The 12,809-nt window shown below is 36.8% G+C and carries 13 protein-coding genes and 1 pseudogene; all 14 read left to right on the top strand.

The genetic code is table 11. The features are described from left to right. Positions 1-174 precede the first annotated feature (174 nt). Entirely contained in the window at positions 175-1,074 is a 900-nt protein-coding gene (xerC, locus tag RT445_RS05850) for a tyrosine recombinase XerC (protein ID WP_312505169.1), read from the top strand. Between the two features lie 21 nt (positions 1,075-1,095). Continuing rightward, positions 1,096-1,641: an ATP-dependent protease subunit HslV gene (gene hslV / locus RT445_RS05845; RefSeq protein WP_004229270.1), complete on the top strand. Its 546-nt coding sequence runs from the start codon at positions 1,096-1,098 to the stop codon at positions 1,639-1,641. Then, a complete protein-coding gene (hslU, locus tag RT445_RS05840) occupies positions 1,641-3,041 on the top strand; it encodes an ATP-dependent protease ATPase subunit HslU (protein ID WP_274795956.1) in 1,401 nt (466 codons plus the stop codon). The genes hslV and hslU overlap by 1 nt, the downstream gene beginning before the upstream one ends. 87 nt (positions 3,042-3,128) lie before the next feature. Next, positions 3,129-3,908: a GTP-sensing pleiotropic transcriptional regulator CodY gene (gene codY / locus RT445_RS05835; RefSeq protein WP_004229266.1), complete on the top strand. Its 780-nt coding sequence runs from the start codon at positions 3,129-3,131 to the stop codon at positions 3,906-3,908. A 949-nt stretch (positions 3,909-4,857) separates the two neighbouring features. Next, entirely contained in the window at positions 4,858-5,250 is a 393-nt protein-coding gene (gene flgB / locus RT445_RS05830; protein ID WP_274795957.1) for a flagellar basal body rod protein FlgB, read from the top strand. A 3-nt stretch (positions 5,251-5,253) separates the two neighbouring features. Then, the gene (flgC, locus tag RT445_RS05825) at positions 5,254-5,715 is read left to right on the top strand and encodes a flagellar basal body rod protein FlgC (RefSeq protein WP_274795958.1); all 462 of its coding nucleotides are present in this window, start codon (positions 5,254-5,256) and stop codon (positions 5,713-5,715) included. A 24-nt stretch (positions 5,716-5,739) separates the two neighbouring features. Continuing rightward, positions 5,740-6,045 carry a flagellar hook-basal body complex protein FliE gene (gene fliE, locus RT445_RS05820; protein ID WP_274795959.1) on the top strand — a complete coding sequence of 102 codons (306 nt, stop codon included), beginning with the start codon at positions 5,740-5,742 and terminating at the stop codon, positions 6,043-6,045. Between the two features lie 119 nt (positions 6,046-6,164). Further along, positions 6,165-7,757 carry a flagellar basal-body MS-ring/collar protein FliF gene (gene fliF / locus RT445_RS05815; RefSeq protein ID WP_274795960.1) on the top strand — a complete coding sequence of 531 codons (1,593 nt, stop codon included), beginning with the start codon at positions 6,165-6,167 and terminating at the stop codon, positions 7,755-7,757. Between the two features lie 15 nt (positions 7,758-7,772). Continuing rightward, on the top strand, positions 7,773-8,786 hold the full coding sequence (fliG, locus tag RT445_RS05810; protein ID WP_248718157.1) for a flagellar motor switch protein FliG: 1,014 nt from the start codon (positions 7,773-7,775) through the stop codon (positions 8,784-8,786). Next, positions 8,779-9,567, top strand: coding sequence for a flagellar assembly protein FliH (gene fliH / locus RT445_RS05805; protein ID WP_274795961.1), 789 nt, complete (start codon positions 8,779-8,781; stop codon positions 9,565-9,567). Before fliG ends, fliH begins: the two co-directional genes overlap by 8 nt. 5 nt (positions 9,568-9,572) lie before the next feature. Then, positions 9,573-10,898 (top strand): flagellar protein export ATPase FliI, encoded by a 1,326-nt coding sequence (fliI, locus tag RT445_RS05800; RefSeq protein WP_274795962.1) that lies wholly within the window; start codon positions 9,573-9,575, stop codon positions 10,896-10,898. Beyond that, positions 10,899-11,348 (top strand): flagellar export protein FliJ, encoded by a 450-nt coding sequence (gene fliJ / locus RT445_RS05795; RefSeq protein WP_274795963.1) that lies wholly within the window; start codon positions 10,899-10,901, stop codon positions 11,346-11,348. Positions 11,349-11,352: 4 nt separating this feature from the next. After that, positions 11,353-11,961: a MotE family protein gene (locus RT445_RS05790; protein ID WP_274795964.1), complete on the top strand. Its 609-nt coding sequence runs from the start codon at positions 11,353-11,355 to the stop codon at positions 11,959-11,961. Between the two features lie 26 nt (positions 11,962-11,987). Continuing rightward, positions 11,988-12,809: pseudogene (locus RT445_RS05785) on the top strand (flagellar hook-length control protein FliK); the annotation flags it as partial.

Raw genomic sequence — 12,809 nt, 5'->3', positions numbered from 1 at the left:
CTATTTACACTTGCTATATTACGAAGATAGGTTTAGTGTCAATATGTATGTTTATTAATGATGAGCAAAACGATGCAAACTTGTAAGAGATGACAAAGATATATATATCCGTTATATTACAGGTGTCAGTCATTTGAGAAAATTATTAATAAATCATTGGTGGTGAATCTTTCCATGTTAGTTTCGTCCCAAGATGCACTCGAACAGTTCATGCTTTACATCCAAGTTGAAAAGAACTTCTCTGTTCATACAGTGCGAGAATATGAATCAGACCTGCTAGATTTTTTAACCTTTTTACAAACGGAGGGAATCGATGATTTAGCGAGTGTTGAATATATACATGCACGTCTTTATGTAACAAAGTTGTATGAAGAAAAAAGGGCAAGGGCTTCTATTTCTAGAAAGATTTCCTCGATCCGTTCCTTTTTTCGCTTTCTAAATAGACAATACGGATTAGATGACGGAGCATTCCGTTCGCTCTATCACCCTAAAAAAGAATCTCGTTTACCAAATTTTTTCTACGAAGTAGAATTGAAGCAGCTATTTGATGCGAATACTGGTGATGATTTGAAATCATTGAGAAATATAGCTATATTAGAGCTGTTATATGCTACAGGTATACGTGTAAGTGAACTGACTTCTATTCAAGTAGAGGATGTAGATTTTCATTATTCAATCATACGAGTAATGGGTAAAGGTCGAAAAGAACGAATTATTCCATTTGGTCAATTTGCGAGTTTAGCAATGCAGGACTACATAGAGCAAGCTCGTCCTCGATTGATGAAAAAGACCAGTCATCAGCAGTTGTTTGTCAATATGCGCGGTGGGGAACTTACGCCTCGAGGGGTACGTCATATTTTAAACGAAATGATTGACAAGGCCTCACTCCATACGAAAATTTACCCACACATGCTTCGCCATACTTTTGCCACTCATTTATTGAATAATGGCGCTGATTTGCGAACGGTGCAGGAGTTATTAGGTCACTCTCATTTATCTTCTACACAAGTTTACACACATGTAACAAAAGAGCATCTTCGTCAAACATATATGAATGCTCATCCAAGGGCATAATAGAGCTAAGGAGGAAGGCATATGGGACAAATTCATGCGACAACGATATTTGCGGTTCATCATAACGGAGGATGTGCCATGGCTGGTGATGGCCAAGTAACATTGGGAAATGCAGTTGTGATGAAGGGTACAGCAAGGAAGGTCAGACGTCTGTTTAATGGGCAGGTCCTTGCGGGTTTTGCAGGTTCCGTTGCTGATGCTTTTACACTGTTTGAAATGTTTGAAGGCAAACTAAATGAATATAACGGTAATTTACAACGTGCTGCAGTAGAAGTGGCAAAGCAGTGGCGTGGTGATAAAATGCTTCGTCAGCTGGAAGCAATGTTATTAGTAATGGATAAAACGACATTACTACTTGTTTCAGGTACAGGAGAAGTAATTGAACCAGATGATGGTATTTTGGCAATTGGCTCTGGTGGAAACTATGCATTATCTGCGGGCAGAGCTTTGAAAAAATATGCAGGTGAAACGATGACTGCTCGTGAAATTGCAGAAGCGGCATTAGAAACAGCTGCTGAAATATGTGTATTTACGAATCATAATATTATCGTGGAGGCGCTGAACTAATGACGCAAAAAAATTTAACGCCAAGACAAATTACTGAGCATTTAGATCGCTATATTGTTGGGCAGAATGAAGCTAAGCGAGCAGTAGCCATTGCGTTGCGCAATCGCTATCGTCGTTCGTTGTTAAATGATGATATGAAGGCTGAAGTTATTCCGAAAAATATTTTAATGATTGGTCCAACTGGTGTCGGAAAAACGGAAATTGCCAGAAGAATTGCGAAGCTTACAAATGCTCCTTTTGTAAAAGTTGAAGCGACAAAGTTTACAGAGGTAGGCTATGTAGGTCGAGATGTTGAATCAATGGTTCGTGACTTAGTAGAAGCCTCACATCGTTTAGTTAAGGAAGAAATGATGGAGTCTGTTAAGGAACAAGCTGAGGAATTAGCAAATGAAGCAATCGTCAAACTTTTAGTGCCTTCTTTAAGGAAAAAACAGGCGATGCAAAATCCATTTGAAATGTTATTCGGTGGGAAAGAACAATCATCAACTGACGATTCATCAACTGATGAAGCTGAGGTACGCTCTAAGCGCGCGCAAATTGCCATTGATTTACGCAATGGTAAATTAGAAAATGAATGGGTTACTGTAGAAGTTACAGAACAAAATCCATCAATTTTTGATGCGCTTCAAGGAACTGGAATGGATATGTCTGCGAATAGCGGCATGCAGGATATGTTATCTAGTTTAATGCCGAAAAAACAGAAAAAACGCCGTGTGCAAGTGAAAGATGCACGCCGTATTTTAACTATAGAAGAAGCAAATAAACTGATAGATGCTGACGAAGTGGCACAAGAAGCTATTACTAGAGCAGAACAATCGGGTATCATTTTTATTGATGAAATCGATAAAATTGCTAGTAAAGAAGGAAACACTTCAGCAAATGTCTCACGTGAAGGTGTTCAACGAGATATTCTACCAATTGTAGAAGGATCTACTGTCACTACGAAATATGGAGCAGTGAAAACCGATTATATGCTGTTTGTAGCAGCAGGTGCATTCCATATGTCGAAGCCATCGGATTTAATTCCTGAATTACAAGGCCGTTTCCCAATTCGTGTAGAGCTAGAAAAATTAACAAAACAAGACTTTGTAAGAATTTTGCAAGAGCCAGATCAATCGCTTATTTTGCAATACAAAGCATTATTAGAAACAGAAGGCGTGGAAATTCATTTCACAACAGATGCTATTGAGCGAATTGCTGAAATAGCAACAGAGGTTAATCAGGAAACAGATAATATCGGAGCCCGTCGTTTACACACGATTTTAGAACGTTTACTTGAAGAGCTATCGTTTGAAGCATCTGAAATTGCACCAGCAAGTATCCCAATCAATGCTGCGTATGTTGATCAAAAACTTGCGGGTATAGTAAAAAACAAAGATTTATCACAATTTATACTGTAGGGTAAAGTGAATTAGTATCATTCAGTATTAAAAACCTTTAGAATATTTAGTAAATACTCTTCGGATTATTTATAGGAGGAACATATAATGAATTTATTAGAAAAAACACGTAAAATTAACTCGATGCTTCAAGCTTCTGCTGGTAAGCCGGTAAACTTTAAAGAAATGGCTGATACTTTAGGAGATATTATTGATAGTAATGTCTATATTTTAAGCCGTAAAGGTAAATTATTAGGTATTTCAATTCACCAACAAATTGAAAACGAACGTATGAAGAAAATGTTCGAAGAGCGACAATTCCCAGAAGAATACACTCATAGCTTATTTACGATTTCTGAAACATCATCGAATTTAGATATCAATAACGAACATACTGCTTTTCCTGTAGAAAATAAAGATTTATTCCAAAATGCTTTAACAACTATCGTACCAATCGTTGGTGGTGGAGAGCGTTTAGGAACACTGATTCTTGCTCGTTTATCTTCTCAATTTGAAGATGATGATTTAATTTTAGCGGAGTACGGTGCAACCGTAGTTGGTATGGAAATTTTACGTGAGAAATCTGAAGAAATTGAAGAAGAGGCTCGTAGCAAAGCTGTCGTACAAATGGCTATCAATTCCCTTTCATACAGTGAGTTAGAAGCGATTGAACATATTTTTGAAGAACTTGATGGCAATGAAGGTTTATTAGTTGCTTCAAAAATTGCTGACCGAGTGGGTATTACAAGATCAGTAATTGTAAATGCATTACGTAAACTTGAATCTGCTGGTGTAATTGAATCTCGTTCTTTAGGTATGAAAGGTACTTATATTAAAGTACTAAATGATAAATTCTTAAATGCTTTAGCAGAAATTAAAATGAAATAATAATACAGATGAAAGCGTCTAGAGTAATTCTAGGCGCTTTCGAACTGTTGGTAAAAGGAATCGGGACTTCATTTTCGATTCCTTTTATCATATAATACCTTGTAGCATTAGTGGTTTATTAAAGGACCAGCCACGACCGGATGATTAGCTTCTTTAAATTTTAGAAAAATAAGCTCACTATCTTAACCATCTTATAGATATTTATCTTGTCCATGCTTTTCATCTAGCACAAAAATTCGTTCAAGGTTTCTTTTCACTTTGTGTAGTGTTATTTAATATAAGTAGATAAAAGAAAAGAGAGGAGCCAACACGACTCGCCGATTGAAAGCGTCTAGCCATTGAGTTTATCAAAATAAAAACTTTCAAACTTCTTGAGATTGTCTACTGTTCGAAGCTCTAGAGTAAATCTAGGCGCTTTTTTTATGCAAAAGTATCTTCAGTTTTTGTATTTGCACTATATGCTCTTTTAGAAATTATACAAAAATATTGAAACATGATACTTTTTGTTTCTTTCTTCCTAATATTGTTCAACAATTTGTCACTACCATTAGCACATATAATTTTCTAGTATGTTACTTTAGAATATAGTGAACAAATTGTGAAATGTTCATTTGTAAAATACTTTCGTAATGAATGAACTAGTAAAAAGGGACCTTTATTTATAAGTTAATAAAAAGGCGATAAAGCTCAAAAAAAGGCGTATTTAATACTAAAAGCGTAAACACTGTCGAAATAGTGTAAAATAACTAGATGTATACTATCCTTCCGTGAAGCCTAGAGACGAAAGGGTTCCGGAAGTTTTGTCACGGTTTAGTGGGATAAAAAATAGGGCATATAGACTATCAAAAAGTGACAAAAGACAATAGACACTAGGTATCATCTTAATTACAATTGTATTATTGGATAAATTAACAAGTACATAAATTGGAATAAAATGAGGTGAACAGTTTTGAATTTATTTGGAGGAACTATTAGTAGCCTGGAAAAAGGACTTTCCTATGCAACTTTGAATCATAAAACAATCGCAAATAATATTGCGAATGTCGATACGCCTAATTATAAGGCGAAAAATGTTAGTTTTAAGGGTATGTTGGAAGAACAAAAAAGTATAGCTATCTCTGCTTATCGTACTGATAGTAGACATTATGATTTCACGATTCGACAATCTACACCTGGTGTCAATAATGTTGAGAATCTGCGATATAGGAATAACGGAAATGCTGTAGACATGGATGCTGAGCAGGCGAAATTAGCTGAGAATCAAATTTATTACAATGCTTTAATTGATCGTGTAAATGGAAAATTAAATACATTAAATACTGTAATTAAAGGAGGTAAGTAATAGATGTCTATATTTCACGGGATGAATACCACTGCCTCTGCTTTAACAGCGCAACGATTACGCATGGATGTCATTTCTTCTAATATGGCTAATATGGATACAACTCGCGCTCGTCAAGTGAATGGGGAATGGGAACCATATCGACGTAAGTCTGTTACGTTCAGTGCACAAGAAGGACAATTTTCAAAATTTTTGAATGTTGCACTTGGTAAAAACGCCAAAAGTGGTGTTGGTAATGGTGTCAAAGTTACTCGTATTTCTGAAGATCAAGAAACACCTTTTAAACTTGTTTATGACCCAACTCATCCAGATGCAAATGCAGATGGTTATGTCAATATGCCGAACGTTGATCCATTAAAAGAAATGGTTGACTTAATGTCAGCTACGCGCTCCTATGAAGCGAATATAACTGTGTTTAATGCAAATAAATCAATGCTTACTAAGGCTTTAGAGATTGGTAAATAAACTAAGTAGAAAGGAAGATACATAATGGCTATTTCGTCCGTTTCGCTAATGACACCTACTCAGGTTGTAAATGAAACAAATAAACTTAATACAACACCTTATGAAGCCCAACAAAGCTTCGCGAACTCGTTAAAAGAAGCGATTTCTAAAGTGAATGATCAGCAAATAACTTCTGATACATATACTCAAAAACTGATTAAAGGTGAAGACGTAGAGTTGCACGAAGTGATGATTGCATCACAAAAGGCAAGCATTACATTAAACGCAACAATTGAAGTTCGCAATAAGGTGATTGAAGCTTACCAAGAAATAATGCGCATGAGTGTTTAATTTTATTATTAGATAAGGAGACTCCTTTTCAAAATAGATTAATAACCACTATATAGTGGGCTCATTATGTTCGCAAATTATTGATGGCTAGGTTATTCACTATAACCGGAGGATTCATAATGAATGAACGATTGACGAAAATAAAGAACGACACTAGTCAATTTTGGACGAGTCGAAGTAAAAAGCAAAAAATAGTTATGATTGGATCCCTAGTAGGAGTAATCGCACTAGCTGCCATTGTGACATTTTTTGCTTCAAAAACTACATATGTTCCACTTTATAAAGATTTATCGACAAGGGAGATTGGACAAGTAAAAGAAGCGTTAGATTCTCAAGGTGTAACCTATCAAATTGCTCCAGGTGGAACATCTATTTTGGTGCCAGAAGAGCAAGTTGACGCCTTATTAGTTCAATTAGCTTCAGAGGGGTATCCACAGACAGGTACAATTGATTACTCATTTGCTAATAGTTCAGGATTTGGTATGACAGATAATGAATTTAACCTACTTAAAAAAGCAGCTACTGAAACAGAAATTGCAAAGCTTTTTAAAAATTTAGAAGGTGTTAAAGATGCAAAAGTAATGATTACTGTCCCAGAAGAAGGGGTATTCGTTACGGATGTTCAAGAAGAGGCAACAGCATCTATTGTATTAAATACAGACCCCGGCTATAAATTCACAGAACAGCAAATTACTACTATGTACAATTTGGTGTCCAAAAGTATTCCAAATTTAAAAACTGATAATATTGTGATCTCTAACCAATTCTCAGAGTACTTTGATTTGAATGCCGCCACAGCAGATGGAACTTCTACAACAACTGCTGAAGGTCAATTACAAATGAAGAAATTAGTTGAACGTGATCTACAGCGTCAAGTACAAAATATGCTTGGCACATTAATGGGACAAGATAAAGTGATGGTTTCTGTCACAACAGATATTGATTTCAAAAAAGAAAATCGAGAAGAAAATCTTGTGACACCTGTTGATGAGGAAAATATGGAAGGTATTGCGATTAGTGCTCAACGAATTACAGAGCAATATTCTGGTACTGGAGCAGCAGCAGCTGGAACACCTGAAGCTGAAACAACTACTGATAACTTTACTACTTATAACGAAGGTGCTACGGGGAACGGGGATTATGAACGTACAGAAGAGACGATTAATAATGATGTAAACCGTATCCGTAAAGACATCCAAGAAGCTCCTTATAAAATTCAAGATATTGGGATTCAAGTCATTGTTGAACCACCGACAGCGGCTGACGCAGCATCGTTACCAGATGGTGTCCGTGAAGATATTGAGAAAATTTTAAGTACGATTGTTCGTACAACGATCTCCAAAGACGTTGCAGCAGAACTTACACAAGAGCAAATTGATGAAAAAGTAGCCGTATCTGTACAACCACTATACGGTAAGGCAACAGAGATTGCTGACGAAAAGCCTGTTATTCCATGGTGGGTTTGGGTTATTGGCGGTATCTTATTAGCCGTTATTTTACTACTTGCGTTCTTTATTATCCGTTCACGTAAACGTGCGAAGGAAGAAGAAGAGCTAAGTATCCTAGAAGAACAAGAAGAATTAATGATTGATGATATTAATGAAGAAATTGAAACGGAAGCTACAATGCGTCGTAAGCAGCTTGAAAAAATGGCTAAAGAAAAGCCAGATGATTTTGCGAAATTACTGCGTAGTTGGATTGCTGAAGACTAACTAGGAGGTTCGGCTGTGTCCAAGAAAGAAAAGGAATTAACCGGAAAACAAAAGGCCGCACTCTTGTTAATATCATTAGGGCCTGAGGTTTCAGCTTCTGTTTATAAACATTTAACAGAGGAAGAGATTGAACGTTTAACTTTAGAAATTTCGAGTGTTAAAAAAGTAGAAGCAAATGTTAAAGAAGAGATTATCGAAGAATTTCATAATATCGCACTAGCACAAGACTATATCACACAAGGTGGTATTGGCTATGCGAAAACTGTTTTAGAAAAAGCGCTCGGAGTTGAACAAGCACAAACGATTATTAATCGTTTAACTTCTTCTTTGCAAGTGCGTCCGTTTGATTTTGCACGAAGAGCTGATCCAGCACAAATTTTCAACTTTATCCAAAATGAACATCCACAAACAATTGCCCTGATTCTCTCCTATTTAGAGGCGGGGCAAGCGGGTGTTATTTTATCTTCATTACCACAGGAAGTACAAGCTGATATTGCTAAACGTATTGCGGTTATGGAGTCGACTTCCCCAGAAGTGATTAGTGAAATTGAATCTGTGTTAGAACGTAAATTATCGTCAACCGTGACACAGGATTACACGGAAACGGGTGGTATTGATGCAGTCGTTGAAGTTTTAAATGGTGTAGATCGACAAACAGAAAAAACAATCCTAGATGCACTCGAAATACAAGATCCAGAGCTTGCAGAGGAAATCAAGAAACGTATGTTTGTGTTCGAAGATATCGTTACACTCGACAATCGTTCTATACAGCGTGTTATTCGCGATTGTGAAAATGAAGACTTACTGCTTTCAATGAAGGTATCAAGTGAAGAAGTGAAAGATATTATTTTCCGCAATATGTCACAACGTATGGCGGAAACCTTTAAAGAAGAAATGGAGATTATGGGACCTGTACGATTACGTGATGTAGAGGAAGCACAATCTCGAATTGTTGCTGTTATTCGTCGTCTAGAGGATGCTGGAGAGATTATCATTGCTCGTGGTGGAGGAGATGACGTCATTGTCTAGAATCATCCGTTCTATTTACACACAATCCGATAGCGATAATGTTAAGGAAATACAAATCCGTGATATGTTTGAGCCGATTGAGCCTGAACAAGTTGATATGCCGCGACAGTATGAATTATCAATGGATGACATATTGGCAGAGCGAGATCAGTTACTTGCAGAAGCTAGATCTATGCTGCAAACAGAGCGTGAGAAGTTTGAACAAGAAAAGCAAATGCACTTTCAAGAGATTGAACACTTGAAACTCAGTTGGGAAGAAGAGAGACCAAATCGAGTTCAAGAAGCTTATGATGAAGGATTTGGGCAAGGTTATGAAGATGGTATGAACAAAGCTACTGAAGCGATGGCCCAGTCTCTTCAAACAGCAAATGAAATTATTATTCAAGCTAAAGAAAATGCTCAAAAATATATTGATGATCAAGAAGCAGTTATTTTAGAGCTTGGTCTAACTGCTGCTGAACGAATTATTGGCACGTCATTAGAACAGAATAGCGAACTGTTTGTGTCGATTGTACGCAGAGGATTAAAAGAAGCAAGAGAAATGAAAGAAATTAAAATTTATGTTTCTCCAGCTTATTATGCTTTAATTACAGCCAACCGTGATGAATTAGCAGAAATGTTCCCAATTGACGTACCGTTTATGATTTTTGTAAATGAAGATTTGGAGAATGAAACAGATTGCTATATTGAAACAAATCATGGTCGTATTATGGTTAGTATTGATGAGCAATTGAATGAGCTTAGGTTAAAGCTACATGAAATATTAGAAAGTAAGGAATGATCTTGATGAAAACGGCTCAATTAATCGAACATATTCCTCATATACCTACGTTTAAAAAGTTTGGTAGAGTAACTAGAGTTGTCGGCTTGATGATTGAGTCGCAAGGTCCAGATAGTTCCATTGGTGATGTTTGTAAAATTCATGTGGATACAATAAATAACGGTCACCAGATTATTTTAGCAGAGGTTGTGGGTTTTAAAGATGAAATTGTGATCTTAATGCCTTTCACCTCTTTACGTGAAATATCGATAGGCTGCCTTGTTGAAGGGACGGGAGCTCCATTAGAGGTAAAGGTGGGACCTGAATTAATTGGTAAAGTATTGGATTCTATGGGGAATCCAATCGATGGTACCTTATTACCGAAGGGGCTAATGACAGTTCCGACTGAGCAAGATCCACCAAATCCACTGACACGTCCACCAATCAATGAAAGACTCGAAGTAGGGGTTAAAGCTATTGACGGCATGTTAACAGTTGGGAATGGTCAACGTGTTGGGATATTCGCTGGTTCTGGTGTTGGGAAAAGTACGTTACTTGGTATGATTGCGAGAAATACCCAAGCTGATTTAAATGTCATTGCACTAATTGGAGAGCGTGGTCGAGAGGTCCGTGAATTTATAGAACGTGATTTAGGGTCTGAAGGTTTAAGTCGCTCTATTGTTGTAGCAGCCACTTCAGATCAACCAGCACTCATGCGAATTAAAGGGGCATTTACTGCTACAGCGATTGCCGAATATTTTAGAAATCGTGGCTTAAATGTCATGCTTATGATGGACTCCGTTACTCGTGTTGCTATGGCACAACGAGAAATAGGACTAGCCACGGGGGAACCCCCTGCACAAAAAGGTTACACGCCTTCTGTATTTGCGATATTACCAAAATTATTAGAACGTACAGGTACGAATGAAAAAGGTTCAATTACAGCATTCTATACAGTTTTAGTAGATGGTGATGATATGAATGAACCAATTGCGGATACGGTCCGAGGGATATTAGATGGACATATTGTATTGGATCGAAACCTTGCCAATAAAGGTCAATATCCAGCGATAAATGTCTTAAAAAGCGTGAGCCGTCTAATGAATCATGTTGCAGAGCCAGAACATAAAAAAGCTGCTGAGCGATTAAGAGAGCTCTATTATACATATGACAAATCAGAGGATTTGATCAATATTGGTGCTTACAAAAGAGGAACATCTAAAGAAATTGATGAAGCAATTTATTATGAACCTCTCATTACAACTTATCTTAAACAAGGTTACTTAGACAAAGTAACATTAGAAGAGAGTGTAAACGAATTAATAACATTATCGAACGGTGGTGGAAAATAGATGGTCAGTTATGTGTATCGTTTTGAAAAAGTATTAACTATTCGTGAGCAAGAAAAAAACGAAACCGAAATGGCTTATAAGGAAGCTGTCCGTTCTTTTGAAGAAATAGCAACAAAATTATATGAATTACTGAAAAAGAAAGAGGATTTAATTGCGTTTCAGCAGGAGCGGTTAACGATCGGCTCATCTATTGATGAAATTCATCACTATAGTCGTTTTATTGATAGTCTTGAGAAAACAATTGCAGATGTGCAACAGAAAGTGATACAAGCTCGAGCAAAGATGAATTGGCACGAAGAAAAATTATTAGAAAAAAACTTGGAAGTACGTAAATTTGAAAAAATGAGAGAAAAGGATTTTAAGCTATTCCGACAAGAGCAAGATCGTATAGAGAGCCTTTTTTTAGACGAAATTTCATTACAAACGTATAACAAGAGAGAAATCAGGTGATTTCATGGCGAAAAAAGACAATCGATTAACAGCAGATTTAATAGAAGAGCAACCAAAGAAAAAAAAGGGGGGCTTTTTAAAGTTTTTTACTTGGATTGTACTGCCAATTATGTTTGTAGTAGCAGTTTTACTTGTTGTGGCAACGTTAATGAATACGAATGTATTTGATTTAGGAAAAAAAGCGATAGGTAGTTTACCTTTTATGCCAACAGAAGAGCAACAAGCAAAAGATGCTGTCGTTAATAACGACTCTAAAATAGTCAATTTACAGGCAGAGATACAAGAAAAAGAAGCAGAAATTACACAGCTACAAAAGAAGCTAGATACAACAACAACCGAAAAAGAGAAGCTAATGACAGAAAAAGAACAGCTTCAGTTTGAAATAGAAAAATTGAATCGAGAGCAAGATGAAGTAAAGCGTGATTTCAACGATATTTTATCGACGTTTGATAAGATGTCTCCTAAAGCAGCGGCACCTGTGTTGATCAATATGAGTGATACAGAAGCACTACGAATTTTAACGAATTTAAAGCCTGATAAATTAGCAGCTATATTAGAGAAAATGGATGCTAAAGATGCAGCAAAATATACTGAACTGATGGCTAAACAATAGGATTCGTGAAAGGGGGTGAAACAACAATGGATGTAGCAATGATGCAAATGATGACTAAAGCAGCGCCTACTAAAACAACAAAACCAACAACAGTTAGTAGTACGGAAGGCAAGATCAATGGAACATCGTCTAAAGATAATATATCAAAATTCGGGACGGTTTTTGGCCAAATGATGTCGTCTTCAACGCAAACAAACCAATCCTCGCAGACAACTGTAACAAATGAGCTAGATGATTTACAATCTATTTTATATGCTGGGTCAATGGAGGAAGTACTAGATTTACTAGGGATCCCCCATGATGATGGTTTATTAATGCTTCAGCTTGGTGAAGACGGAAAAGCAGTGGCGATGGATGAAATGCTTAATTTAGACAATATATTAAACGCCTTAGGTATTGATGAAGAGCAACTGCAAAAAGTAGTTCAACAGCTGCTAGGAGAGGAAAAGGAAGCTAGTGATGTTTGGGAGCTATTATCATTAGTGGATGCACAAGCCCCGATCCTACAAGCACAAATAGGTACTGCATTACAGGGGGAAGGTCAAGTAACACCGAAAGAGGCAACACAGCTTCTTCAAGTGTTGAAGCTAGCCCAATTGGTAGGACAGAAAACGGACTTAACATCAAACCAAGAAAACTTGTTATCTTCGGTTAAAGATATTTTAACGTCATTGCAAACGCAAGTAGGAACACAAGTATCACCAAAAACAACAATAACTTTCCCACTACAAGGTTTTCAGCAAGTCCAAGTAACGAAGCAGAGTGAGACAAGTACGAATGATATGGTGACACCACAAACCGTTCAAACAAAACCAGATACATTCCAGGTAACATTACCAACTGCCAAA

It is taken from the genome of Lysinibacillus sp. (assembly GCF_032093475.1).
Taxonomy (GTDB): Bacteria; Bacillota; Bacilli; order Bacillales_A; family Planococcaceae; genus Lysinibacillus; species Lysinibacillus irui.
This window is presented reverse-complemented; position numbering and strand designations above follow the sequence as displayed.

Coding starts and splice junctions, on each gene's coding strand:
- xerC (WP_312505169.1), top strand. CDS start 175: ATGTTAGTTTCGTCCCAAGATGCACTCGAACAGTTCATGCTTTACATC.
- hslV (WP_004229270.1), top strand. CDS start 1,096: ATGGGACAAATTCATGCGACAACGATATTTGCGGTTCATCATAACGGA.
- hslU (WP_274795956.1), top strand. CDS start 1,641: ATGACGCAAAAAAATTTAACGCCAAGACAAATTACTGAGCATTTAGAT.
- codY (WP_004229266.1), top strand. CDS start 3,129: ATGAATTTATTAGAAAAAACACGTAAAATTAACTCGATGCTTCAAGCT.
- flgC (WP_274795958.1), top strand. CDS start 5,254: ATGTCTATATTTCACGGGATGAATACCACTGCCTCTGCTTTAACAGCG.
- fliE (WP_274795959.1), top strand. CDS start 5,740: ATGGCTATTTCGTCCGTTTCGCTAATGACACCTACTCAGGTTGTAAAT.
- fliF (WP_274795960.1), top strand. CDS start 6,165: ATGAATGAACGATTGACGAAAATAAAGAACGACACTAGTCAATTTTGG.
- fliI (WP_274795962.1), top strand. CDS start 9,573: ATGAAAACGGCTCAATTAATCGAACATATTCCTCATATACCTACGTTT.
- fliJ (WP_274795963.1), top strand. CDS start 10,899: ATGGTCAGTTATGTGTATCGTTTTGAAAAAGTATTAACTATTCGTGAG.
- RT445_RS05790 (WP_274795964.1), top strand. CDS start 11,353: ATGGCGAAAAAAGACAATCGATTAACAGCAGATTTAATAGAAGAGCAA.